Source organism: Paenirhizobium daejeonense, assembly GCF_014280875.1.
GTDB lineage: Bacteria > Pseudomonadota > Alphaproteobacteria > Rhizobiales > Rhizobiaceae > Allorhizobium > Allorhizobium daejeonense.
On the sequence record NZ_JACLAL010000003.1, the window covers coordinates 243148 to 264350 of the forward strand.

Consider the following 21203-nt stretch of genomic DNA (forward strand, 5'->3'; position numbering starts at 1 on the left):
GAAACAATCCCCAATTGAGGTATGATGTAAACCTTTACATGATCGATGTAAAGGTTTACACAAATCATCATAAGCGGTTGAGGAGCCGCCGGGAGGATTGCATGACACTGGTTGGGGAGGAGCCGCGCACGCCTGTGCTTGCGGCCGAGCGTATCTCTAAGTCTTTCGGTGAAGTTCAGGTGCTTTTCAGCGTCGATTTCGACGTGCTGCCGGGCGAGGTTCATGCGCTGGTCGGCGAAAACGGCGCGGGCAAGTCGACGCTCATCAAGATCCTCTCCGGTTTCGAAAGCCCCACGTCGGGCCGTATCCTGCTCGACGGTCGGCCGGTGTCGCTGCCGGCCAACGGCGCGGCGGAAGCGCTGGGTATCGTGCTGATTCACCAGGAATTCAATTTGGCAGACCATCTGACCGTTATCGAGAGCCTGTTTCTCGGGAGGGAAGTGACCCGTTTCGGTGTGCTCGACCGCAAGTTCATGCGTCGGGAGACGCGCCGGGTGTTGGATCTGCTCGGCTCCCATGTCGATGAAAACGCGTTGATCAGCTCGCTTGCCGTCGCCGACAAGCAGATGGTGGAAATCGCCAAGGCAATCAGCCGCGAGGCGCGGGTGGTTTTCATGGATGAGCCGACCGCGGTGCTGTCGCGGGAGGAGACAGATATTCTGTTCAGTCAGGTGCGCAAGCTGCGCGACAAGGGTACCAGCTTCGTCTTCGTCTCACACAAGCTCGACGAGGTGATGGAACTCACGGATCGCGTGACGGTGCTGCGCGACGGGCAATGGATCAAGACCGCTCCGACGGCGCTGCTCGACGGCGAGTCTATCGCGCAGCTCATGGTGGGGCGTGAGCTGTCGAGCCTCTATCCCTCGAAGGAAGAGCCGGATGTGGACGAGGAGATCGTTCTATCCGTGCGAGGGCTGACAACGGGTTACGTCAAGGATGCCGGTTTCGAGTTGCGCAAAGGCGAGGTGCTTGGCTTTTCCGGTCTGATCGGTTCCGGCCGTTCGGAGCTGATGGAGGCGATTGCCGGTCTGCGCCCGCGGCTTTCCGGCGAGGTTGTGCTGAAGGGCGCGACATTGCCGCCGCATGATTTCGAGGAGGCGACCCGTCGGGGCCTCGCCTACATGACCAAGGACCGCAAGGGCAAGGGGTTGCTGCTCGGGGAGGGCATGACGCCGAACCTGACTCTGCAATCGATCGACCGGCATGTGACGCATGGCTATCTCGATCCAGCCAGCGAGGCGAAGGCGATGGCGCGGGCGAAGCGCCGCTTCGACATTCGCGTTCGCGACGACCGGGTGAAGGTCGGGCGGATGTCGGGCGGCAACCAGCAGAAGCTCTTGCTCGCCAAGATCATGGAAACGGAGCCCGACGTCATCATCATCGACGAGCCGACCCGCGGCATCGATGTCGGCACCAAGCAGCAGATCTATCATTTCATTGCAGCGCTTGCCCGGGAGGGGCGCTCGATCATCGTCGTCTCCTCCGAGATGCCGGAGGTGATCGGGCTTTGCACACGGGTTGCCGTGATGCGCGAGGGGCGGCTGGTCGGCATGCTGGAGGGCGAAGAAATCTCCGAGCAGATGATTATGCGCTACGCCGCGGGGTTGAGGAAACAGCAGGCCGTCGGCTGAGCCTGGGTTTGAGCCGGCGGGCGGGGAAGGAAACAGGGCAGGACCGTATCGGCCGGCCGGGAGGTTGAATTGGACATGAGCATGAATACCGAAACCGATCCGCGTGCGCCCCGAGGCCGGGGCTGGCGTGATGTCGACCTCCGGGCAATCGCGCCGTTTGCGGCGCTCGCCCTGCTGCTGGTGATCGGGGCGCTGGTCAATCCGAACTTCATCGGCCTCACTAATCTCGCCAATGTCGCCACCCGTAGCGCGTTCATCGCCATCATCGCGGTCGGCGCGACCTTCGTCATCTCGTCCGGCGACCTCGATCTCTCGGTCGGCTCCATGGTCGCATTCGTCGCGAGCCTGATGATCCTGTTCATGAATTCCGGGGCCATCGCCGATCCTGCGCTGATGCTGGCGGCAGCCGTTGCGCTCGCCGTCGTGATCGGTGGTCTCTGCGGCCTTGCCAATGGCCTCATCACCACTGTTGGGCGGATCGAGCCTTTCATCGCCACGCTCGGCACCATGGGCATCTATCGGGGGCTTACAACATGGCTGTCGCAGGGCGGGGCGATCACGCTGAGTTCGCCGCAGCAGCAGGCGCTTTACCGCCCCGTCTATTTCGGCTCGATCCTCGGCATCCCCGTGCCGATCCTGGTGATCCTGCTGGTGACCGCAATCGCCGCCTTCATCCTCTATCGCACGCGCTACGGCCGGCATGTGGTGGCCGTTGGCTCCAACCGCGACGTTGCCCGCTATTCCGGCATCGGCGTCGACCGGGTGCGCACCATCGCCTTCGTCATCCAGGGGCTCTGTGTCGCCATCGCCGTACTACTCTATGTGCCGCGCCTCGGCTCGACATCCGCGACGACGGGCATCCTCTGGGAACTGCAGGCGATCACCGCCGTCGTCGTTGGCGGTACTGCGCTCAAGGGCGGGGCGGGGCGTGTCTGGGGCACGATCTGCGGGGCCTTCATTCTCGAACTGGTCGGCAACATCATGCTGCTGTCCAACTTCATCAGCGAATATCTGATCGGCGCCATCCAGGGCTCGATCATCATCATCGCGATGCTCGTCCAGCGCTCGCTGACGCGCAAATCGTGAGGCCGCCGGGCTTTTAGGGGTCGCCCGGCGCACGTCTCAAGACCCTGAACTTCGGGAGGAGAAAACATGTACAAGAAACTGATGGGTGTCGCCCTTGCCATGACGGCGATGGTCAGCCTTGCCCAGGCGCAGGAAACCAAGACGATCGGCGTTTCCATTCCGGCCGCTGACCATGGCTGGACCGCGGGTGTCGTCTACCACGCCAACCGCGTCGCCGAACTCCTGATGAAGGAGCATCCGGGTCTCAAGGTGGTGGTCAAGACCTCGCCTGATCCGGCAACGCAGGCCAACGCCCTGCAGGATCTCGAGGTTCAGGGTATCGATGCGCTGGTCATCCTGCCGACCGATCCGGATCCGCTGGTCAACGCCATCAAGGAAGTGAAGAGCAAGGGTACCTTCGTTTCGATCGTCGACCGCGCGCCTTCGGTCAACGATAATTCCGTGCGCGACCTCTATGTCGCCGGCAACAACCCGGCACTCGGCGAAGTCGCCGGCCAGTACATCAAGGACAACACGCCGGATGCGGAAGTCGTGGTGATCCGCGGCCTGCCGATCCCGATCGACCAGCAGCGTCAGGACGGCTTCGACAAGGCTATTGCCGGTTCGAACGTCAAGGTTCTCGACCGCCAGTTCGGCAACTGGAACCGCGATGACGCTTTCAAGGTCATGCAGGACTACCTGACGAAGTACCCCAAGATCGACGTGGTCTGGTGCCAGGATGACGACATGGCCGTCGGCGTGCTGCAGGCGATCGAGCAGGCCAAGCGCACCGACATCAAGTATGTCGTCGGCGGGGCCGGTTCGAAGGACATGATCAAGAAGGTCATGGACGGCGACAAGATGATCCCGGTCGATGTTCTCTATCCGCCGTCAATGGTGGGCACCGCCATGGAACTGACGGCTGCAGCGATCTACGATCAGGTTCCGGTTCATGGCACCTATACGCTCGATGCGACGCTGGTAACGGCGGACAACGCGAAGAACTACTATTTCCCCGATTCTCCGTTCTGAGCCTTTCGGCGCCATCTGACACACTCTGCCCGAAGATTTTCGGGCAGAGTTCACCACCGCCGTTGACAGGCGCGTCAGGTCCGATACTCGTTACAGTAACGTTGCAGTAGGCATTTGAGGGAGGATAATGATGAAAACGATTAAGGGTCCGGGCATTTTTCTTGGTCAGTTTGCCGGCGATGCCGCGCCGTTCAATTCCTGGGATGCGATCACCAAATGGGCTGCCGACAAGGGCTATCTCGGCGTGCAGGTGCCGACATGGGCGAGCCAGCTGATCGATCTGAGGAAGGCAGCGGAATCGAAGGATTATTGCGACGAACTGGCCGGCATCGCCCGGCAGAACGGCGTCGAGATCACAGAGCTTTCAACCCATCTTCAGGGCCAGCTCGTTGCCGTGCATCCGGCCTATGACGAGGCCTTCGACGGATTTGCCGTGCCGGAGGTGCGTGGCAATCCCAAGGCGCGTCAGGCCTGGGCTGTGGAGCAGGTGAAATTTGCCCTCAAGGCATCGCACCATCTCGGGATCAAGGCGCATGCGACGTTTTCAGGCGCGTTAGCCTGGCCCTATTTCTATCCCTGGCCGCAGCGGCCGGCGGGTCTGGTGGAAACAGCCTTCGACGAACTGGCGAAGCGCTGGACGCCGATCCTCGATTATGCCGACGAGCAGGGGGTCGATGTCGCCTATGAAATCCATCCGGGTGAAGACCTGCATGACGGCGTGACCTTCGAGATGTTCCTCGATCGGGTGAAGAACCATCCCCGCGCCAACATGCTCTACGATCCGTCGCACTACGTGCTGCAATGCCTCGATTATCTCGACAACATCGACATCTACAAGGACCGGATCAAGATGTTCCACGTCAAGGACGCGGAATTCAACCCGACCGGCCGGCAGGGCGTCTATGGCGGCTATCAGGGCTGGGTGAACCGGGCCGGGCGCTTCCGCTCGCCGGGCGACGGTCAGGTCGATTTCGGTGCGATCTTCTCCAAGATGGCGGCGAATGATTTCGAGGGCTGGGCCGTGGTCGAATGGGAATGCGCGCTGAAGCATCCGGAAGACGGCGCCCGCGAAGGGGCCGAATTCGTCAAGCATCATATCATCCGGGTAACGGAAAAGGCGTTTGATGACTTTGCCGCCGGCGGCACGGACGATGCCGCGAACCGCCGGATGCTGGGCTTGTGATACGGTCAGGCGGCCGCCCGGAGGGCCGCGATATCGCAGCCTTCGAGGGCGGCGAGGTTGCGCTCGATCCGGTCCGCCGGCCAGTTCCACCAGGCGATGTCGAGAAGGTCGGCAATCGTCTCTTCATCGAAGCGCATTCGGATCACCGAGGCTGGATTGCCGCCGACGATAGCAAAGGGCGGGACGTCCCTCGTGATGACGGATGCCGCGGCGATGATGGCGCCGTGGCCGATGGTGACTCCGGGCATGATCGTGGCGTTGTGGCCGATCCAGACGTCATGGCCGACCACCGTGTCCTTGACCGGCAGGTCTTCGTATCCGTTGATCGTCTCCTGTCGGAAGATGCGGAACGGATATGTCGTGAAGCCGGCCATGGGGTGATTGGCCGAGGATGTGATGAAGAACGCGCCGCGGGCGATCTGGACGTACCTGCCAATGACGAGCTTCTCCTTGCTGACCGGATAAAGATAAGGGGCAAGCAGGCCGGCCGTTTCTTCCGCCGGGGCGGAGTGACTGAAATAGCTGAAGTCGCCGACGTCGATCCGCGGGTGATCGATGACGTTCTTAAGGTACATGGTCTGCCGGTAAGGCGTTCCGTCGGCAAGCGTGATGGGATAGGCGAGATCGGGATTGAGAAGGGGCATGGTGTGAAGACCTGTTCGAGCATTGTCACAAGCCGCAGGCCCCTGTCGAGGCAGGCGGCGATGATACTTTCGCCTCTGATGAGGCGGGTCTTCAAAAGGTCACTGTCAGGGCATCCTTCTCTTGCGCAACAATAATTTAGCGTCGGGAATACCGCAAAGCCAGCCCGTCGCCCGTAAGAATGGAAACAAAACCAAGGGAGAAACTTCATGACGATCGAAGCAGGCAAATCGGCCCCGGCGGGCGGGAAGCGCATCCGGCTCGGCATGGTGGGCGGCGGACAGGGCGCATTCATCGGCGGGGTACACCGCATGGCGGCGCGGCTGGACGATCACTTCGAACTCGTTGCGGGTGCGCTTTCCTCGACGGCGGAAAAGTCGATCGTTTCGGGGCGTGATCTCGGGCTCGATCCGGAGCGCTGCTACGGTTCGTTCGAGGAGATGGCGGAGAAGGAAGCGAAGCGGCCAGACGGGATCGAGGCCGTTTCCATCGTCACCCCGAACCACATGCATTATCCGGCGGCGAAGGCCTTTCTGGAACGCGGCATCCACGTCATCTGCGACAAGCCGCTGACATCGAACCTCGATGACGCAAAGAAACTGAAGGCGGCGGCCGAGGCATCGAAGGCGCTGTTCATCCTGACCCACAATTACACCGGTTATCCGATGGTGCGGCAGGCGCGCGAGATGATCGCTTCCGGCGCGCTGGGCGATCTTCGTGTCGTGCAGGTCGAATATGCGCAGGACTGGCTGACGGAAGCGGTGGAACAGACCGGCGCCAAGCAGGCGGTGTGGCGCACCGATCCCAAGCAGTCGGGCGTTGGCGGTGCGACCGGTGACATCGGCACGCATGCCTTCAATCTCGCCTCCTTCGTCACCGGCCTCACGCTGAAGAGCCTTGCCGCCGATCTCGACAGTTTCGTCGAGGGACGCCGGGTCGATGACAACGGCCATGTGCTCCTGCGTTTCGAAGGTGGCGCCAAGGGCATGCTGTGGTGCAGCCAGGTCGCTCCCGGCAACGAGAATGCGCTGAAACTTCGCGTCTACGGCACGAAGGGCGGGTTCGAATGGCAGCAGGAAAATCCGAACTATCTGTGGTTCACGCCATTCGGCGAACAGAAGCGCCTGGTGACCCGTAACGGTGCGGGAGCCGGTGCGGCGGCGACCCGCGTCAGCCGCATTCCGGGCGGTCATCCCGAGGGTTATCTCGAAGCCTTCGCCACCATCTATTCGGAAGCAGCTCTTGCGATTGCCGCCTTCAAGGCAGGCAAACCGGTCGATCCGGCCGTGGTCTATCCGACCATCGACGACGGCGTGAAGGGTGTCGCTTTCGTCGAGGCCTGCGTGGCTTCATCGAAGAAGGACGGCGCCTGGGTTTCTCTCTGACGAGCAAAGCGGCGGTGGATAGCGTCTGCCGCCGCTTTTTTGGGGTTTTTATCGATCGTAAATTCTGAAACGTTGCAGAAAACGAGCCTTGCGACTTGTACCCCGAGGCTACTTTGGTCTAAACCGCCCGCGGCCAAATTTAACGTTCCGGCGGAAATCCCGTCCATACCGTCCGGCGCATCAAAAAAACGAGTGACCAGATGATCGATCCGAAAAGCCTTGCCGATCGCTTTCCCGGCGATTTCGTATTCGGCGTCGCCACCGCTTCCTTCCAGATCGAAGGCGCCTCTAAGGAGGATGGCCGCAAGCCGTCCATCTGGGATGCCTTCTGCAACATGCCGGGCCGCGTTTACGGCCGTCACAACGGGGATGTCGCCTGCGACCACTATCACCTGTGGGAACAGGATCTCGACATGATGAAGGAGATGGGCGTTTCGGCCTATCGCTTCTCGATTGCATGGCCGCGGATCATTCCCGAGGGGACGGGCCGCATCAACGAGGCCGGTCTCGATTTCTACGACAAGCTGGTCGATGGCCTGAAGGCGCGCGGCATCAAGGCATTCGCGACGCTTTACCACTGGGACCTGCCGCTTGCCCTAATGGGCGAGGGCGGCTGGACGGCGCGCAGCACGGCTTATGCTTTCCAGCGCTACGCCAAGATCGTCATGGCGCGGCTCGGGGACCGGCTGGATTCGGTTGCGACCTTCAACGAGCCGTGGTGTTCGGTCTGGCTTTCGCATCTCTACGGCATTCATGCTCCCGGCGAGAAGAACATGGATGCGGCACTTCATGCGCTGCATTACACCAATCTCGCCCACGGCCTCGGCATCGACGCCATCCGGCAGGTGGCACCGCAGGTGCCGGCCGGTATCGTGCTCAACGCCCATGAGATTATTCCGGCCTCCGACAGCGCGGCGGACAAGGCTGCGGCGGAACGGGCCTTCCAGTTCAATAACGGCGTGTTCTTCGATCCGATCATCAACGGCCAGTATCCGGCAGAATTCATGTCGGCGCTCGGCGACCGCATGCCGCCGATCGAAGACGGGGACATGGCAATCATCAACCAGAAGCTCGACTGGTGGGGCCTGAACTACTACACGCCGATGCGGGTCGCTGACGATCCGACGCCGGGTGCCGAATTCCCGGCGACCACGGGCGCGCCGCCGGTTTCCAAGGTCAAAACGGATATCGGCTGGGAAGTCTATGCGCCGGCGTTGAAGTCGCTGGTTTCCGGCCTCTACAATCGCTACGAACTGCCGGTCTGCTACATCACCGAGAATGGCGCCTGCTACAACATGGAAGTCGAAAACGGCGAGGTCGATGACCAGCCGCGCCTCGACTACTATGTCGAACACATCGGCATTATCGCCGATCTCATCAAGGACGGCTTCCCGATGTCGGGTTATTTTGCCTGGAGCCTGATGGATAATTTCGAATGGGCGGAAGGCTATCGCATGCGCTTCGGCATCGTGCATGTCGACTACGACACGCAGGTGCGCACCATCAAGAAGAGCGGCAAGTGGTATAGCGAACTGGCCGCGCAGTTCCCCAAGGGCAATCATCAGGCAGGGTGAATCTGCTCTTCGTGAGAAACAGATGCGCTGTGGTCTGAAGCGCGAGGTTGTCGGCGCAGCCCCATGACCTCCTTGTCGGCATCGGGAGTGGCTGGCTGGCAGTCGAAACATTGTCGACAATCCGATATGCCATTCCTGCAGCCTTTGCTAAGGCTGCGCCATGGCAGCCGGATTGTGCGCGAGGAAAGATGAATATCAGTGACGCCGACGCCCAGAGAGATACAGCAGTCCTAAAGCTGCGGCCAATACCACACCGAGAAATCCGGAACCGGATATTTCGATTAGGCCGAATAGTTTAAGAGATAGAGTTGGATCTTGCATGACGGTCCTTTCAGCAAAAAAATGCTCAAAGGGGATGATTGATGAGACCGATCGGGAACGGGCTTGTCAACAGCGCCTAATCGCAACTCCGCTCTCGGCCGCGCTCAGCGGTAGAAATGCGGACTTATCCCTCTTGTCCACAGGCCTGGCTAATTCTGACTCGAAAACTGAAATTGTTTTATTGGGCAATTGAGACCGACACGCGAATCACTCGACGGCGAGCCCGTCGATGACAAACGGATCTCCAACAACTGTGCCCCAATCCAAAAAAGATCAGCCTATTCGCCTAGACCTTCCAAACAACCGCTCAGCCATATCTGTCCTCTTCCTGGGCCATGCCGAAAGTTTGATTTGCGTAAATCACTCTTGGCGATGACAGTCCAGTCTTCGGAAGACCTACCGCCTTCGAAGGTATCAACGCCACGCCGATGGAAGGTTGCTGTCCCGACAAGATCGACGAAATACTTGGTCTTCGCGAGTGCAGCCTCTGATCGGTGACGATCATTCGGATTGGTTATCGGCAAGAAAACAGCGACTGGCTGGTGAAACTCAAGAAGGTATGCCGCCCGATGACGGGTTTCTAGCATGGAAGAACAATCGTCAGCTTATTGGAGAAGGTTTTTTCCGGTTGGACAAATTTTCCGGAAATACGGGGTAGTTTGGGCAAAATATCTCTCGGCACGCCGGAGCTGCGGAGTCATAAGCAAATCCGCTTTCCACGGCGCATGGCAGATTTGCTGCCGATTTGCCGTGGGCGGGTTTGAAAAGGTGAAGTCAAAGATGCTAGATCGGCGCAATATCGTCCGAATGTGTATGTCGCGATAGAACTATCCGGCCTGCGATCATCTTTGCCGTTGAGTGACGGCGTTCACCGAAGAGACTTTCATGAAGAACCGAACCATTTCGCGCAATGCCTCAAGAGGAGGCGGCCGATGAGTGCGTCCGCCGAAGCCGTTGTAGCAATCGGACGTCCGATGGTGGCATTCGAGGGTGTGACCAAGCATTTTGGTGGCGCCAACGGACAGCCGGCTTTCACCGCGCTTGGCGGCATCGACTATGCGGTGCCGAAGGGTGCAATCACCGGTATCATTGGCCGTTCCGGCGCCGGCAAGTCGACGCTGATCCGGCTGGTCAACGGTCTGGAACTGCCTACCTCCGGCAAGGTTCTGGTCGATGGCGTCGATGTCGGTGCGCTCGATGAGGCAGGCCTCCGCACCCTTCGCCGTTCGGTGGGCATGATCTTCCAGCACTTCAATCTGCTGTCGTCGCGGACTGTCTACGACAATGTGGCCTTGCCGCTGGAGATTGCCGGTATAGACCGCAAGACGATCGATGCGCGGGTCAGGCCGCTGATCGATCTCGTCGGCCTTTCCGACAAGGCAGGACGTTATCCTGCCGAGCTTTCCGGCGGCCAGAAGCAGCGCGTCGGCATCGCCCGCGCGCTTGCCACCGAACCGAAGCTGCTGCTTTCGGACGAAGCGACCTCGGCGCTCGATCCCGAGACCACGCAGTCGATCCTCGAACTCCTGAAGACCATCAACCGCGATCTCGACCTGACGGTGCTGCTCATCACCCACGAGATGGAAGTGGTGAAGACCATCGCCTCTGAAGTGGCGGTGATCGACAAGGGGCTGATCGTCGAAAGCGGTCGTACCTTCGACGTCTTCACAAGACCGCGTCATGAGACTACCCAGGCGCTGCTTTCCGCTTCGATCGGGGCCAAGTTGCCTGAGTGGATCCGCTCGGACCTTAAGGCAGAACCCGCTGCGGGCGACCGCGCACTCGTGCGGCTGATCTTCTTCGGTGAGACGGCGTTCCAGCCATTGACCGCGCGTCTCGTCGCGGAGATCGGTCCCGACGTCAACATTCTTGCGGGCGCGATCGACGAGATCGCCGGTGAACCCTTCGGCTCGCTGGTTGTTTCCTATCCGGCCGATCCGGTGACGCTGGAGCGGGCCAACCGTTTCTACCAGCAGACCGGTCTTGCCACGGAGGTGCTCGGCTATGGCGCCTGAGATGCTCGTAAACCTGCTCCTGAAAGCCCTCTGGCAGACCCTGCAGATGGTGAGCGCCGCCGGCTTGATCGGTACCGTGATCGGCCTGCCGATGGGTGTCTTTCTCGCCACCAGCGGCAAGGGCGAACTGTTCGCTGCGCCGGCCGTCAACCGCATCATGGGACTGATCGTCAATGCGCTGCGTTCGACGCCGTTCATCATCCTTGTGGTAGCCATCATTCCGCTGACCCGGTTCATCACCGGCACGTCCATTGGCACGATTGCCGCAATCGTGCCGCTGACGATCTCGACCGTTCCGTTTATCGCCCGCCTGATCGAAGCGGCGATCCGGGAAGTGGACAAGGGGCTGATCGAGGCGGCGCGCGCCATGGGCGCCACACCATTCCAGATCGTTACCAAGGTGCTGCTGGCCGAGGCACTGCCCGGCATCACGCTGGCGCTGACCCTGACGCTCGTCAGCCTGATCGGCTACTCGGCCATGGTCGGCGCGGTCGGCGGCGGCGGGCTCGGCGATCTGGGCATCCGTTATGGCTACCAGCGCTTCATGCCGGAAGTGATGCTGGCCGTTGTCGTCGTGCTGATCGTGCTGGTACAGGCCGTGCAGAGCGCCGGCGACACACTGGCGCGTCGCTTCGATAAGCGCAGCCGAAAGAACTGAACCCTCCCTTCAGTAAACCCAAGGAGAAAACACAATGAGGAAACTGATCGTCGCCGCTGCCATCGCAGCACTCTTTTCCGCCGGCGCTGCTCTCGCGGAAGACATCAAGGTCGGCGTGACTGCTGGCGAGCATGCCCAGATCATGGAAAAGGTGAAGGAAATCGCCGCCAAGAAGGGCCTCAACATCGAGATCGTCGAGTTCTCCGACTACGTCGTTCCGAACCAGGCGCTGGCCGATGGCGACCTCAACGCCAACTCCTTCCAGCACCAGCCCTATCTCGACAACCAGATCGCTGACCGCGGCTTCGACATCGTCAGCGTAGGCACCACCATCACCACTCCCATGGGCGTCTATTCCAAGAAGGTGAAGAGCCTCGACGAACTGAAGGACGGCGCAACGGTTGGTATCCCGAACGATCCGACCAATGGCGGCCGCGCGCTGCTCGTTCTGGCTTCCAAGGGCCTGATCAAGGTTGACGAAACCAAGGGCCTGAAGGTTGGTCCGGCTGACGTCACCGAGAACCCGAAGAACATCCAGTTCGCCGAACTCGATGCTGCCCAGCTGCCGCGTTCGCTCGATGACGTCGATGCCGCCGTCATCAACACCAACTACGCCATGGAAGCCGGCCTGCATCCGAAGACCGACGCCATCGCCATCGAAGGTGAAAAGTCGCCCTACGCCAACGTCATCGCCGTCCGCACGGCCGACAAGGACGCACCCTGGGTGAAGACGCTGGTAGAATCCTACCACGACGACAGCATCAAGGCCTTCATCAACGAAGAGTTCAAGGGTGCCCTGATCCCGGCGTTCTGATCTTCTTTATTGATCGGCAACCTCTGAAGAGCCCTCTCCGCAAGGAGGGGGCTTTTCGTTTCCGCGGATGGCGATTGCATTTTGCGCTGCAACAACGGACACTGCCCCCATTGGTTGCAATGGAGGTGACGATGGCCCGGCTTCAGCTTCCCGTATTCAATGCGCCGTTCTCAGGCGATGTTTCGCAAACGATCAATCCCTGGACATGGATCTTCAGTCCGGGCGCCGGCAGTCAGGTGGGGTTGTTCAATCTCAGTATCGATCTCGGCCCCTCGACCAATCCCGAAGTGGAGAAGGATATCCTGAGCGGGGTCGCAAGCTATGGCAAGCAGCTCGGCCGAGTGGAGGACGCGCTGCGTCTGGTGATCGCGACGCTGGAGCCGATGGTCGCTGATCGCAAGCTGAGCGACGACAAGGCGATCATCGCCTTCAAGGCACTGATGTATGAAATCGATAACGTCAAGGAACATCACAGCCGGGGCGGGAAGGGCAAATAGCTCTTTCCCAAAACCCCAGCGTCAGCTTCCCATGTGCCGTTCGCCGCGCTTCTTGGCCAGGGCAATTTGCTGCTGGCGCTGGCGATAACGGTCGCGGTCGGCTTCTGTGCGGTCGTGATAGCAGTGCGGGCAGGTGACGCCTTCCTCGAACAGCGGCGACTTCACCTCTTCCGCCGTCAGCGGATAGCGGCAGGCGTGGCAGAGCGTGTGCTCGCCTTCCTGGAGGCCGTGAGTGATCGATACGCGCTCGTCGAAGACGAAGCAGGCTCCTTCCCAGAGGCTTTCCTCTGGAGGTACTTCCTCGAGATATTTCAGGATGCCACCCTTGAGGTGATAGACCTCGTCGAAGCCGATTTCCTTGGCGAAGGCGGTCGACTTTTCGCAGCGAATGCCGCCGGTGCAGTACATGGCGATCTTCGGCTTGTTGTGCAGGCCGGGATTGTTGCGCATCCAGTCCGGAAATTCGCGGAAGGTTTTGATATCAGGGTCGATCGCGCCCTTGAATATGCCGATCGCGGTCTCGTAATCGTTACGGGTGTCGATCACGATGGTCTCTGGATCCGAGATCAGGGCGTTCCAGTCCTTCGGGTCGACATAGGTGCCGACGATCTTGTTGGGGTCGATGCCCTCGACGCCCATGGTGACGATCTCTTTTTTCAGCCGCACCTTCATGCGCAGGAAGGGCATCTTGGATGCGCGGCTTTCCTTGTGCACCAGTTCGGCGAATTCCGGCTGGGCGCGCAGGAAGGCGAGCAGCTTTGCGATGCCCTCGTCGGTTCCGGCGACGGTGCCGTTGATACCCTCGGCGGCCAGAAGCAGCGTACCCTTGATGCCGTTTTCGCGACAAAGCGCGGTGAGCGGCTCGCGGAAACTTTCGTAACGCGGGAAGCGGGCGAAATGATAGAGCGCGGCGACGCAGAAGGCGCCGCCCTCTTCATGGCGAGGGGTCTGGAGATCGTCGGTCATGGCCCGGGAAATACTGCCTCAGCCGCTGCGAAGCAACGGTTTTCGCGCATTCGGCCGCACTTTGAATTTTGTCAAATTCCGAACAGTGGCAACTGGAGCGTTTCCTTTGGCTCGGAAGAGAGCGTCTTCGTCGTGCCCGCATTCATTGCCGTGGCGATGATGGACGCATCCTCTTCAGTTATGCGCAGGATGCCGAAGCGGAAAGCGTAGCCCCAGTTCCGATTTCCTCTTGTCAGTTCCAATCGGTCGAGCAGAGGCCGGATCGGGGCGGGCTGCGATGCATGCCATTCGACATCACGGCGGGAGGGATGAAAACCTTCCATCATCTCCACGCGATAAGGCGGCCTCTCAAGGAGCGTGCCGATGGCAGTGAAGGCCTTGAGCGGCACCGCCTGACCGAAGATCGCGGAGGACGAATAGGTGATGACCGTCTCGCCGGGTTGGATGCGCCTGAGCGGCGCATCCTTTCCATGGCAGGCCTGTACGAAGCCGCCGGCAACCCCGCCCGCGACATGGTCGGCGGAAGCTACGATGATCCAGGCCATGGCGATCAAACCGGAGGATTGTAGAAGCGGATGCGGTGTCCATCGGGATCGGCAAGCAGGAAGGTGCGGCCGAATTCCATGTCTACAGGCGATTGCAGGACGGTATGTCCGGCGTGGCCTATTTTTGCCCAGGCTTCATCGACTGCTGCGGGGCTTGCAAGCGGAACAGCGATTTCGACCGTGCCCGCTGCGCCCGTTGGCGCAGGCTCGACGGTGTGGCGCGACCACAGGCCGAGTTTGATGCCGTCGGGAAAGACGAAGATGGCGAAGGTTGGGGACTGTTCGACCGGCTTTACGCCGAAAATGCCGGCGTAAAAGGCCGCGCTCTTTTCCGGGCTGTCGACATAGAGGATGGTGAGGTTCGGTGTCATGGGTTTCTCCTTTTTCGAGAGCCCGAGACTAGACCGACATGCTGTCAGAAAATGGCAGTATGGTGTTTTCTCAGAAGAGGCGTTCGGCAACGCCGGTCTTCTGCCGCCACTCCTTCAGCAGTTGGGTGCGGCGGCGGGGATAGCGGCCTTCTCCCTGTTCGAGGATCTCTATCCTATCCGTGCGGAAGTGACGGAAGTCGTTACGCAGCGTGCACCATGCGAGAAGCACGCGAGCGCCATCGAAGAAGGCAAGTGCGAAGGGCCATATGACGCGGTCGCTGGCGTTACCCTTGTCGTCGCGATAGGCGATCCGCAATGTCCACTCGTTCTGCATCGCCTTGCGCAGAAGACCGAGATCCATCTGATCCTCAGGCGAACGAGGCTTTCCTCCTGCCAGCAACGGGCTTGCTGCCATCTTTGCCCTCAAGTCCGCGGGAAGAACGGCATCGATCTTGGACAGCGCGTCGCGGGCGGCAAGCGCGAGCTGCGGATCGGTTCGGTTGGCCACTAGCCGCATGCCGAGCACCAGTGCCTCGATCTCGTCGGCGGAAAACATCAGGGGCGGCAGCATGTAGCCCGGACGCAGAACGTAGCCAAAGCCGGGTTCGCCCTCGATTTCGGCACCCTCGGCCTGAAGTGCGGCGATGTCGCGGTAGAGCGTGCGCAGAGAAATGCCGAGTCCGTCTGCAAGCGTTCGACCGGCGACCGGCCGGCGGTGGCTGCGCAGGATCTGCAGAAGCGACAGGAGGCGTGTGGAACGGGTCATCGACCGATACTAGCAGGCCTGCTGACATTCTCTGTCAGTATTTTCAGCCGGTCGCGGCTTCGATCCACAGAGCTTCGATTGCGCTTGCTTCTCTCGCCGGTCGGTCGGCGAAGACCCTTTCGGCGAGCTCCAACGCATCGTGGCGCAATTCCTGCTGCTGACGGATGATGGCGCCGATCAGGTGAGAGACTTCCTCGCCGTCGCCGAGCGTTGCCGGCTCCCTGTCGAGCAGGTCGACCAGAAGAGCAAGGTCGTGTTCGTGGCCTAGCAGTTCGACAAGATTTCCCGCCTCGGCGCGCTTTGCCTTCATGGCCGATGGCCAGATGTTCCTGAGGAGCGCAAGATTCATCCAGTAGGCCTGCCCCGCCTTGCGCAATTCGTGGAAAAGTTCGGCATGGGCTCCGCAGTGGCAGGCCTCGAGCGCCTTCCTTCCGCGCGTCAGGCTTTTCTTCCAGCCCTTGGCAAGAAGGCGCGCGGTCTTCCTCGCGCTTTGCGGAAAATCGGCGTCCTCGACGGCCGCGATGGCAGCGCGACAGCTTTCTACCGCAGCGCTGGCCTTTTGCGGCAGGTCCGTTTCCGTCAACGCCAGTCCGTCGCGACGTTCGGTGAGCTTTTCACGGGCATGGACAAGGGCGCTACGCTCGTCGTCGTTCAGGGCGTGGGTTTCAAGATAGCTGACGGTTTCAATAAGAGCGGTGGCGTCGCGCACCAGCGACAATGTCCGTGCCGTTTCCTGCAGGCGGGCGTTTTCGGTGGCGCGGAAACCGGGTTTGTCGAGGGCGATCAGTCGGTAGAGCGACCGCACCCGCTTGAATTTCTTCCTGGCTTCGTGGATCGCTTCATGCAGGCCTTTCGGCTGTTCCTCGAAGGCGGCAATGGCCAGTTGAAGCTGTTCGACGGCGATGGAACGGACTTCCTCGCCGAAGGCACGTCCCGGCCTAATTCGATACGGCATGCACGAGCTCTGGCTTCAGGCGTTCGGTCGCCAGCGCCTGGTTGGAATAGCGGCGGTCGCCGGTCACCTCACGGCCGACCCAATCGGGGATCAGGGGACGGTCCGTTTCCGACTTGAGCTCGACCTCGGCAATTACCAGTCCGCGATAGGCGCCTTCGAACACGTCCACTTCCCAGGTGAAGCCGGCGACTTCGACGGTATAGCGCACCTTCTCGATGACGTTGCCGACCGCGAATTCGATCATCTCGGCGGCTTCCTCGAGCGGGATCGTGTATTCGAATTCATCACGCACGAGCGTGTTGGAGCCGAACTTGATCGTCAGCTTGGCCGTTTCCTCATTGCTGGTGCGAACGCGGATGGAACGGTCACTGTTGACCGAGAGATAAGCCTGCCGCATCGGCGTGGCGGAGGTGGTTTGCGATCTCCACCCATCATTAGCCACAAGGAACTTTCGCTCGATTTCCTTTGCCATGGACTTCTCCCAGGCTGACAACCGGCGTTAACCTAGCTTAACTTTGTCACGAGGCCAAACGGAATACCGCAGGCGTGCGCAATTGTCTCGACAATGACATGCTGGCGGGATAATCGTCAGTCGATTTCAATCGTTTTAAGAGGTTGCATTGCCATGGGCGCGAAAACCGAAAAGCTTCTTTCCACTTTGAAACTGCAGCCGGTCGTGCCGGTTCTGATCATCGAGGATGCGGAAAGCGCGGTGCCGCTTGCCAGGGCGCTGGTTGCCGGCGGTTTGAAGGCCATCGAGATCACCATGCGCACAGATGCGGCGCTCGAAGCCGTGCGCCGGGTGGCCGACGAGGTCGAGGGTGCGGTGGTCGGCGCGGGCACGATCCTGAACGCCGCCCATTTCGAGGCCGCCGTTGCCGCAGGTTCGCAGTTCATCGTCAGCCCCGGCACGACGCAGGAATTGCTGGATGCCGCCCGTAATTCCGATATTCCGCTGCTGCCGGGTGCCGCGACTGCGAGCGAGGTGATGGCTCTTCGCGAGGAAGGCTATCAGGTGCTGAAGTTCTTCCCAGCCGAGCAGGCCGGCGGTGCGGCTTACCTCAAGTCGCTGTCTTCGCCGCTTGCCGGCACGCTCTTCTGCCCGACCGGCGGCATTTCGCTCAAGAATGCCAAGGATTACCTGAGCCTTCCGAACGTCGTCTGCGTCGGCGGCTCGTGGGTGGCGCCGAAGGAACTGGTTGCCGCCGGTGACTGGGCAGGGATCACGAAGCTTGCTGCGGAAGCTGCTGCTCTCGCCGGCTGATCGGCTCACGCCGGGCAAGAAAGGTCGGGCGGCGTCTTTGTAATTTCATCATTGCCTCCCTATGTAGCTTTCGACAACGAAAGTCAGGGAGAGACCGATGTTCGATGCGAAGAAGCTGCTTGACCAATTCCTCGGTTCACAGGTGCCGGGTGCCAATGGCAGTGTGAAGCAGAAGGCTGGAGACATCGTCCAGCTCGCCAAGGATAATCCCCTTGCGACCGGCGCTATCGCTGCCGTCCTGCTCGGCACCAAGACCGGTCGTTCCCTGGGCGGCAATGCATTGAAGCTTGGCGGCCTCGCCGCCATCGCCGGCCTCGGCTATCAGGCCTACAAGAATTATCAGGCCGGCAAGGCTCCGCAGGAAGCGGCTTCCACAGAGCCGGAGCTCCTGCCGGCGCCGACGGATTCTCCATTCAGCCATGAAGCGCCTGCAGCCAGCGACGACTTCGCGCTCGCCCTTGTCCGCGCCATGATCGCCGCCGCCAAGGCGGACGGTCATATCGATACCGAAGAGCGCCGTCACATTATGGACAAGATCCATCTGTCCGGCCTCGGCGCGGAAGCCGAGACCTTCATCGAGGCCGAACTATCGGCGCCGACGGATCTGGATTCGCTCGTCGCTGCCGCCAAGACCGAGGAACAGAAGGTAGAGCTTTATACGGCATCGCGGTTGGCGATCGAGCCTGATAGCCGCGCCGAACGAGGCTACCTCGATCTGCTCGCGGGTCGTCTCGCTCTTGCCGATGCGCTGGTCGACCACATTGAGGCGACTGTTTCCGCCGCCAAGGTCTGATCACAGGCGGTCATGCCGCATCTGGGCCGGTTGCCTTTGACGGGCGGCTGGCCTACTGCTTTGCCCTACAATGCAAAGAGGCAAGCATGCGTGATCTTTCCACATTCAAGGGCTGCCCGGCGCCGACGCCGGTGACGCTGAAGGGCCGTTTCGTCACAGTCGAGCCCTATGACAGGGAAAAACACCTGCAGGCGCTGTGGCATGGGCTTGGCGACGAGGGCATTAATCCGCTGCTCACCTATTTCACCCAGCCGGATTTCGCCGGGGTCGGGGACTTCGACGCGTGGCTTACCGGCGTACAGTCCAAGGGTGGCTGGGTCACGCATGTCTTCCGCGACAACAAGACGGGCAATGTGGTCGGCATGGCGAGTTACATGCGCGCCGATCCGGCGAATGGTGTCGTAGAAGTGGGCGGCGTCGCCCACGGTCCGGCGATGAGCCGAACGCCGCTTGCGACGGAAGCGCATTACCTGATGGCGCGCAATATCTTCGACGATCTCGGCTACCGCCGCTACGAGTGGAAGTGCCATAACGAGAACGAGCCCAGCAAGACGACGGCGCAACGCTACGGCTTCTCCTTCGAGGGTATTTTCCGCCAGCACATGCTGTCCAAGGGAAAAAGCCGCGACACCGCATGGTTCTCGATCATCGATGGCGAATGGCCGGTGGTGAAGGCGGCTTTCGAGGCCTGGCTCTCCCCGGAAAACTTCGACGCCGAGGGCAAACAGGTCCGCAGGCTTGAGGACATTCGCGCCGGTTTGACGGCTGGCGGTGCGGCATGAGCGGCGAAGAGAAGGGTCGTTCACCGGCACTGGCTGCGGCAGCCGTCGTCATCGGTTTTGCGCTGGTTCTTCTGGCGCTGCCGTCGGTGGTGCTATGGATCGGTGATTACTCGCCGGTTCTCGCGGCAATTGTCGGGACGGTCGGCATCATGTCCTTCTTCATCGTGCTCTGGCTTCGCGCCCGCTACCAGCGCCGCCATGCCGGTGGCTCCGACAAACCTCAGCCGTGAAGCGCTGCGGCAAGCAGCACGGCTCCCAGCAGAATAACGAAAAGCGCGCCGGCGATCTCGATGACGGTTGCTACTTTTCTTGCGGCCGGTGTGCCGGGGCCGGAGATGCGCACGGCAAGCGACTTGGCCGATACGGCGATGATGGCCAGTACTGAAACGGTGATCGCCGTGCCGAGCGCCATGGCGAAAACGGAAAGAGCGCCACCGAGATAAAGCCCGTTCAGAAGCGCGAAGGTCATGACCAGTAACGCGCCGGAGCAGGGCCGAAGGCCCACAGCGACGATGGCGGACCAGGCCTCGCGCAGGTGGAAATCCTGCTGCGACAGCATCTTCGGATCTGGCAGATGGGTCATGCCGCAATCGGCGCAGACCGCGCCCGGCGAGAGCGTGGCGTGGTCGTGATCCAAGGCATCGACGCGGAAGCTCAAACCGGTGGTCGTGGCCGGACCTGTCGACATGGCAGCATCGAACAGTCCGGCGCTCACGGGAGACTGCCGGGTCACCCAGATGCTCCTCAGTTTCCGCAGCAGCAGCCAGACGCCGAAGGCGATGACCATGCCGAAGCTTGCGATCTCCATGGCGTTGGTCGCAGCCGTCATGGTGATGCCGGTGCCGCGCAGGACGAAATAGGCGGCGGCTACGATTGCGATTGCCACCACGCCCTGCAGGAAGGCGGAAACGAAGGAGATCGCAATGCCGCGCTTCAACTCTGTTTCGTTGGCGATCATGTAGGAGGAGATCACGGCCTTGCCATGACCCGGGCCGGCCGCATGGAAAATGCCATAGGCAAAGGATAGGCCGAGCAGGGGCGTCAGGGCGGAGGGATCTTCCCGCATCGCCTTCAGCGCGCCGGTGAGTGAGCGATAGAAGGCCTGCTGGTGCTGGTTTATCCAGCCGAGCCAGCCGCCGAAGAGGCCTGTCGTCTGAAAGGATGGTTCCGCCGTGCCAATCCCGAGGGGCGAGGCCGCATGGGCGACGGACGCTACTGCCCCGATCATGGCGGCGAGCGCCAGCGACTGCAGGACAAGGCGGCGCATCAGCATGTCACCTCGAGCCGGGTCGCGAAGAGCTTGCCCATGTCGGTGCCGGCGGGATCGTTGAAGAATGCTTCCGTCAGCGACGACTGGTTCTGGGCGATCACCTCGTCCGGGTCCGGGCGGATGACCTTGTGCTTGCACTTCTGGAAACCGGCGCCCTCGACCACGATGTCGTCATCCTTGGCGAAATCGATGGCGGTATAAAGCGTTGGGTCATGAACGCCGAAGGACAGATTGCCCTTGATCGGCACCTTCTTCTCGGGTTTCGCAACGAAGAAGACGAGGAGCTGGTGATCCTTGAAATCGACGTGAAAATTGTCGGGCTTGGCGACGGGAACAGGTGCGCCGTCGCTGGTGATGAAAGTGAAATAGCCATAGTCGGCGAGCGAGGTGCGGATGGTTTCCGCGATCTCGTGCAGTTCGCTATGGTCCAGCTTTAGGTCGGAATTCGTATCGAAGTCCATCAGGACGCTTGAAGAGAAGACGTCATCGAAGCGCCAGACGTTGCGCAGCTCCGCAACATTGCCGTCATCTCCTGCGACCACCTCCAGGCGAGCCTCGGCGAAAATGTGCGGATGGGCGAAGGCCGGAAGAGGTGCCAGCGACAGAAACGCAGCCCACATCGCCAGTCTTTTTCCCATGCCTTCTTCCTCTTTCATGCGGCTCGCGACTGATTC

General features: G+C 60.9%; 23 protein-coding genes and 1 pseudogene. 15 read left to right on the top strand and 9 right to left on the bottom strand.

The features are described 5' to 3' along the window. Window positions 1-101 precede the first annotated feature (101 nt). The 4 genes from H4I99_RS08020 to H4I99_RS08035 all read left to right on the top strand — a co-directional run bounded on the left by H4I99_RS08020 (window position 102) and on the right by H4I99_RS08035 (window position 4911). Window positions 102-1631, top strand: coding sequence for a sugar ABC transporter ATP-binding protein (locus H4I99_RS08020; protein ID WP_163900971.1), 1530 nt, complete (start codon window positions 102-104; stop codon window positions 1629-1631). Window positions 1632-1706: 75 nt separating this feature from the next. Next, on the top strand, window positions 1707-2717 hold the full coding sequence (locus H4I99_RS08025; protein WP_163900969.1) for an ABC transporter permease: 1011 nt from the start codon (window positions 1707-1709) through the stop codon (window positions 2715-2717). 66 nt (window positions 2718-2783) lie between these two features. Next, window positions 2784-3728, top strand: coding sequence for a substrate-binding domain-containing protein (locus tag H4I99_RS08030; protein WP_163900967.1), 945 nt, complete (start codon window positions 2784-2786; stop codon window positions 3726-3728). A gap of 130 nt (window positions 3729-3858) precedes the next feature. Continuing rightward, window positions 3859-4911, top strand: a complete 1053-nt coding sequence (locus H4I99_RS08035; protein WP_163905828.1) for a sugar phosphate isomerase/epimerase family protein — start codon at window positions 3859-3861, stop codon at window positions 4909-4911. Window positions 4912-4916: 5 nt separating this feature from the next. Here the strand turns inward: H4I99_RS08035 and H4I99_RS08040 are convergent, their stop codons facing one another. Beyond that, window positions 4917-5555, bottom strand: a complete 639-nt coding sequence (locus tag H4I99_RS08040; protein WP_163900965.1) for a CatB-related O-acetyltransferase — start codon at window positions 5553-5555, stop codon at window positions 4917-4919. A 207-nt stretch (window positions 5556-5762) separates the two neighbouring features. Here H4I99_RS08040 and H4I99_RS08045 point away from each other — a divergent pair, with 207 nt between their 5' ends. The 7 genes and pseudogenes from H4I99_RS08045 to H4I99_RS08070 all read left to right on the top strand — a co-directional run bounded on the left by H4I99_RS08045 (window position 5763) and on the right by H4I99_RS08070 (window position 12817). After that, on the top strand, window positions 5763-6938 hold the full coding sequence (locus H4I99_RS08045; RefSeq protein WP_163900963.1) for a Gfo/Idh/MocA family protein: 1176 nt from the start codon (window positions 5763-5765) through the stop codon (window positions 6936-6938). A 200-nt stretch (window positions 6939-7138) separates the two neighbouring features. After that, window positions 7139-8512, top strand: coding sequence for a GH1 family beta-glucosidase (locus tag H4I99_RS08050; protein ID WP_163900961.1), 1374 nt, complete (start codon window positions 7139-7141; stop codon window positions 8510-8512). Between the two features lie 722 nt (window positions 8513-9234). Next, a pseudogene (locus tag H4I99_RS24460) lies at window positions 9235-9417 on the top strand (NAD(P)H-dependent oxidoreductase); the annotation flags it as partial. A gap of 390 nt (window positions 9418-9807) precedes the next feature. Next, window positions 9808-10848 (top strand): methionine ABC transporter ATP-binding protein, encoded by a 1041-nt coding sequence (locus tag H4I99_RS08055; RefSeq protein ID WP_163905826.1) that lies wholly within the window; start codon window positions 9808-9810, stop codon window positions 10846-10848. Beyond that, window positions 10838-11506, top strand: coding sequence for a methionine ABC transporter permease (locus H4I99_RS08060; protein WP_163900959.1), 669 nt, complete (start codon window positions 10838-10840; stop codon window positions 11504-11506). The genes H4I99_RS08055 and H4I99_RS08060 overlap by 11 nt, the downstream gene beginning before the upstream one ends. Window positions 11507-11540: 34 nt before the next feature. Continuing rightward, on the top strand, window positions 11541-12320 hold the full coding sequence (locus tag H4I99_RS08065) for a MetQ/NlpA family ABC transporter substrate-binding protein (protein ID WP_099058879.1): 780 nt from the start codon (window positions 11541-11543) through the stop codon (window positions 12318-12320). A gap of 131 nt (window positions 12321-12451) precedes the next feature. Then, window positions 12452-12817 carry a hypothetical protein gene (locus tag H4I99_RS08070; RefSeq protein ID WP_163900957.1) on the top strand — a complete coding sequence of 122 codons (366 nt, stop codon included), beginning with the start codon at window positions 12452-12454 and terminating at the stop codon, window positions 12815-12817. Window positions 12818-12838: 21 nt separating this feature from the next. On the opposite strand, the gene trhO is transcribed toward H4I99_RS08070, so the two are convergent. From trhO to H4I99_RS08100, 6 genes are all read right to left on the bottom strand, one after another. Next, window positions 12839-13783: an oxygen-dependent tRNA uridine(34) hydroxylase TrhO gene (trhO, locus tag H4I99_RS08075; protein WP_163900955.1), complete on the bottom strand. Its 945-nt coding sequence runs from the start codon at window positions 13781-13783 to the stop codon at window positions 12839-12841. Window positions 13784-13854: 71 nt separating this feature from the next. After that, window positions 13855-14328, bottom strand: coding sequence for an EVE domain-containing protein (locus H4I99_RS08080; protein ID WP_194362065.1), 474 nt, complete (start codon window positions 14326-14328; stop codon window positions 13855-13857). Between the two features lie 5 nt (window positions 14329-14333). Continuing rightward, window positions 14334-14699 carry a VOC family protein gene (locus H4I99_RS08085; RefSeq protein ID WP_163900953.1) on the bottom strand — a complete coding sequence of 122 codons (366 nt, stop codon included), beginning with the start codon at window positions 14697-14699 and terminating at the stop codon, window positions 14334-14336. A 70-nt stretch (window positions 14700-14769) separates the two neighbouring features. Continuing rightward, window positions 14770-15465, bottom strand: a complete 696-nt coding sequence (locus H4I99_RS08090; RefSeq protein ID WP_163900951.1) for a helix-turn-helix transcriptional regulator — start codon at window positions 15463-15465, stop codon at window positions 14770-14772. Window positions 15466-15508: 43 nt separating this feature from the next. Then, window positions 15509-16420, bottom strand: coding sequence for a CHAD domain-containing protein (locus tag H4I99_RS08095; protein WP_163900949.1), 912 nt, complete (start codon window positions 16418-16420; stop codon window positions 15509-15511). After that, complete coding sequence (locus H4I99_RS08100; RefSeq protein ID WP_163900947.1) at window positions 16404-16892, bottom strand: CYTH domain-containing protein; 489 nt, start codon at window positions 16890-16892, stop codon at window positions 16404-16406. The genes H4I99_RS08095 and H4I99_RS08100 overlap by 17 nt, the downstream gene beginning before the upstream one ends. Window positions 16893-17045: 153 nt before the next feature. Between H4I99_RS08100 and H4I99_RS08105 the strand changes: the two genes are divergently transcribed. From H4I99_RS08105 to H4I99_RS08120, 4 genes are all read left to right on the top strand, one after another. Beyond that, window positions 17046-17684, top strand: a complete 639-nt coding sequence (locus H4I99_RS08105; protein WP_163900945.1) for a 2-dehydro-3-deoxy-phosphogluconate aldolase — start codon at window positions 17046-17048, stop codon at window positions 17682-17684. A 97-nt stretch (window positions 17685-17781) separates the two neighbouring features. Beyond that, window positions 17782-18477: a tellurite resistance TerB family protein gene (locus H4I99_RS08110; RefSeq protein ID WP_163900943.1), complete on the top strand. Its 696-nt coding sequence runs from the start codon at window positions 17782-17784 to the stop codon at window positions 18475-18477. Between the two features lie 86 nt (window positions 18478-18563). After that, window positions 18564-19259 (top strand): GNAT family N-acetyltransferase, encoded by a 696-nt coding sequence (locus H4I99_RS08115; RefSeq protein ID WP_163900941.1) that lies wholly within the window; start codon window positions 18564-18566, stop codon window positions 19257-19259. Continuing rightward, the gene (locus tag H4I99_RS08120; RefSeq protein ID WP_163900939.1) at window positions 19256-19489 is read left to right on the top strand and encodes a hypothetical protein; all 234 of its coding nucleotides are present in this window, start codon (window positions 19256-19258) and stop codon (window positions 19487-19489) included. The genes H4I99_RS08115 and H4I99_RS08120 overlap by 4 nt, the downstream gene beginning before the upstream one ends. Here H4I99_RS08120 and H4I99_RS08125 read toward each other — a convergent pair. Beyond that, window positions 19480-20532: a nickel/cobalt transporter gene (locus tag H4I99_RS08125; RefSeq protein WP_163900937.1), complete on the bottom strand. Its 1053-nt coding sequence runs from the start codon at window positions 20530-20532 to the stop codon at window positions 19480-19482. The genes H4I99_RS08120 and H4I99_RS08125 overlap by 10 nt on opposite strands. Continuing rightward, a complete protein-coding gene (locus tag H4I99_RS08130; RefSeq protein ID WP_163900936.1) occupies window positions 20526-21167 on the bottom strand; it encodes a DUF1007 family protein in 642 nt (213 codons plus the stop codon). The genes H4I99_RS08125 and H4I99_RS08130 overlap by 7 nt, the downstream gene beginning before the upstream one ends. Between the last annotated feature and the right edge of the window lie 36 nt (window positions 21168-21203).

Bases quoted from the DNA above. Each gene is read 5' to 3' on its own strand.
- H4I99_RS08055 (WP_163905826.1), top strand. From the start codon at position 9,808: ATGGTGGCATTCGAGGGTGTGACCAAGCATTTTGGTGGCGCCAACGGA.
- H4I99_RS08030 (WP_163900967.1), top strand. From the start codon at position 2,784: ATGTACAAGAAACTGATGGGTGTCGCCCTTGCCATGACGGCGATGGTC.
- H4I99_RS08080 (WP_194362065.1), bottom strand. From the start codon at position 14,328: ATGGCCTGGATCATCGTAGCTTCCGCCGACCATGTCGCGGGCGGGGTT.
- H4I99_RS08095 (WP_163900949.1), bottom strand. From the start codon at position 16,420: ATGCCGTATCGAATTAGGCCGGGACGTGCCTTCGGCGAGGAAGTCCGT.
- H4I99_RS08110 (WP_163900943.1), top strand. From the start codon at position 17,782: ATGTTCGATGCGAAGAAGCTGCTTGACCAATTCCTCGGTTCACAGGTG.
- H4I99_RS08090 (WP_163900951.1), bottom strand. From the start codon at position 15,465: ATGACCCGTTCCACACGCCTCCTGTCGCTTCTGCAGATCCTGCGCAGC.
- H4I99_RS08050 (WP_163900961.1), top strand. From the start codon at position 7,139: ATGATCGATCCGAAAAGCCTTGCCGATCGCTTTCCCGGCGATTTCGTA.
- H4I99_RS08105 (WP_163900945.1), top strand. From the start codon at position 17,046: ATGGGCGCGAAAACCGAAAAGCTTCTTTCCACTTTGAAACTGCAGCCG.
- H4I99_RS08020 (WP_163900971.1), top strand. From the start codon at position 102: ATGACACTGGTTGGGGAGGAGCCGCGCACGCCTGTGCTTGCGGCCGAG.
- H4I99_RS08035 (WP_163905828.1), top strand. From the start codon at position 3,859: ATGAAAACGATTAAGGGTCCGGGCATTTTTCTTGGTCAGTTTGCCGGC.
- H4I99_RS08085 (WP_163900953.1), bottom strand. From the start codon at position 14,699: ATGACACCGAACCTCACCATCCTCTATGTCGACAGCCCGGAAAAGAGC.
- H4I99_RS08125 (WP_163900937.1), bottom strand. From the start codon at position 20,532: ATGCTGATGCGCCGCCTTGTCCTGCAGTCGCTGGCGCTCGCCGCCATG.
- H4I99_RS08120 (WP_163900939.1), top strand. From the start codon at position 19,256: ATGAGCGGCGAAGAGAAGGGTCGTTCACCGGCACTGGCTGCGGCAGCC.
- H4I99_RS08040 (WP_163900965.1), bottom strand. From the start codon at position 5,555: ATGCCCCTTCTCAATCCCGATCTCGCCTATCCCATCACGCTTGCCGAC.
- H4I99_RS08100 (WP_163900947.1), bottom strand. From the start codon at position 16,892: ATGGCAAAGGAAATCGAGCGAAAGTTCCTTGTGGCTAATGATGGGTGG.
- H4I99_RS08025 (WP_163900969.1), top strand. From the start codon at position 1,707: ATGAGCATGAATACCGAAACCGATCCGCGTGCGCCCCGAGGCCGGGGC.
- H4I99_RS08060 (WP_163900959.1), top strand. From the start codon at position 10,838: ATGGCGCCTGAGATGCTCGTAAACCTGCTCCTGAAAGCCCTCTGGCAG.
- H4I99_RS08065 (WP_099058879.1), top strand. From the start codon at position 11,541: ATGAGGAAACTGATCGTCGCCGCTGCCATCGCAGCACTCTTTTCCGCC.
- H4I99_RS08070 (WP_163900957.1), top strand. From the start codon at position 12,452: ATGGCCCGGCTTCAGCTTCCCGTATTCAATGCGCCGTTCTCAGGCGAT.
- trhO (WP_163900955.1), bottom strand. From the start codon at position 13,783: ATGACCGACGATCTCCAGACCCCTCGCCATGAAGAGGGCGGCGCCTTC.
- H4I99_RS08115 (WP_163900941.1), top strand. From the start codon at position 18,564: ATGCGTGATCTTTCCACATTCAAGGGCTGCCCGGCGCCGACGCCGGTG.
- H4I99_RS08130 (WP_163900936.1), bottom strand. From the start codon at position 21,167: ATGGGAAAAAGACTGGCGATGTGGGCTGCGTTTCTGTCGCTGGCACCT.
- H4I99_RS08045 (WP_163900963.1), top strand. From the start codon at position 5,763: ATGACGATCGAAGCAGGCAAATCGGCCCCGGCGGGCGGGAAGCGCATC.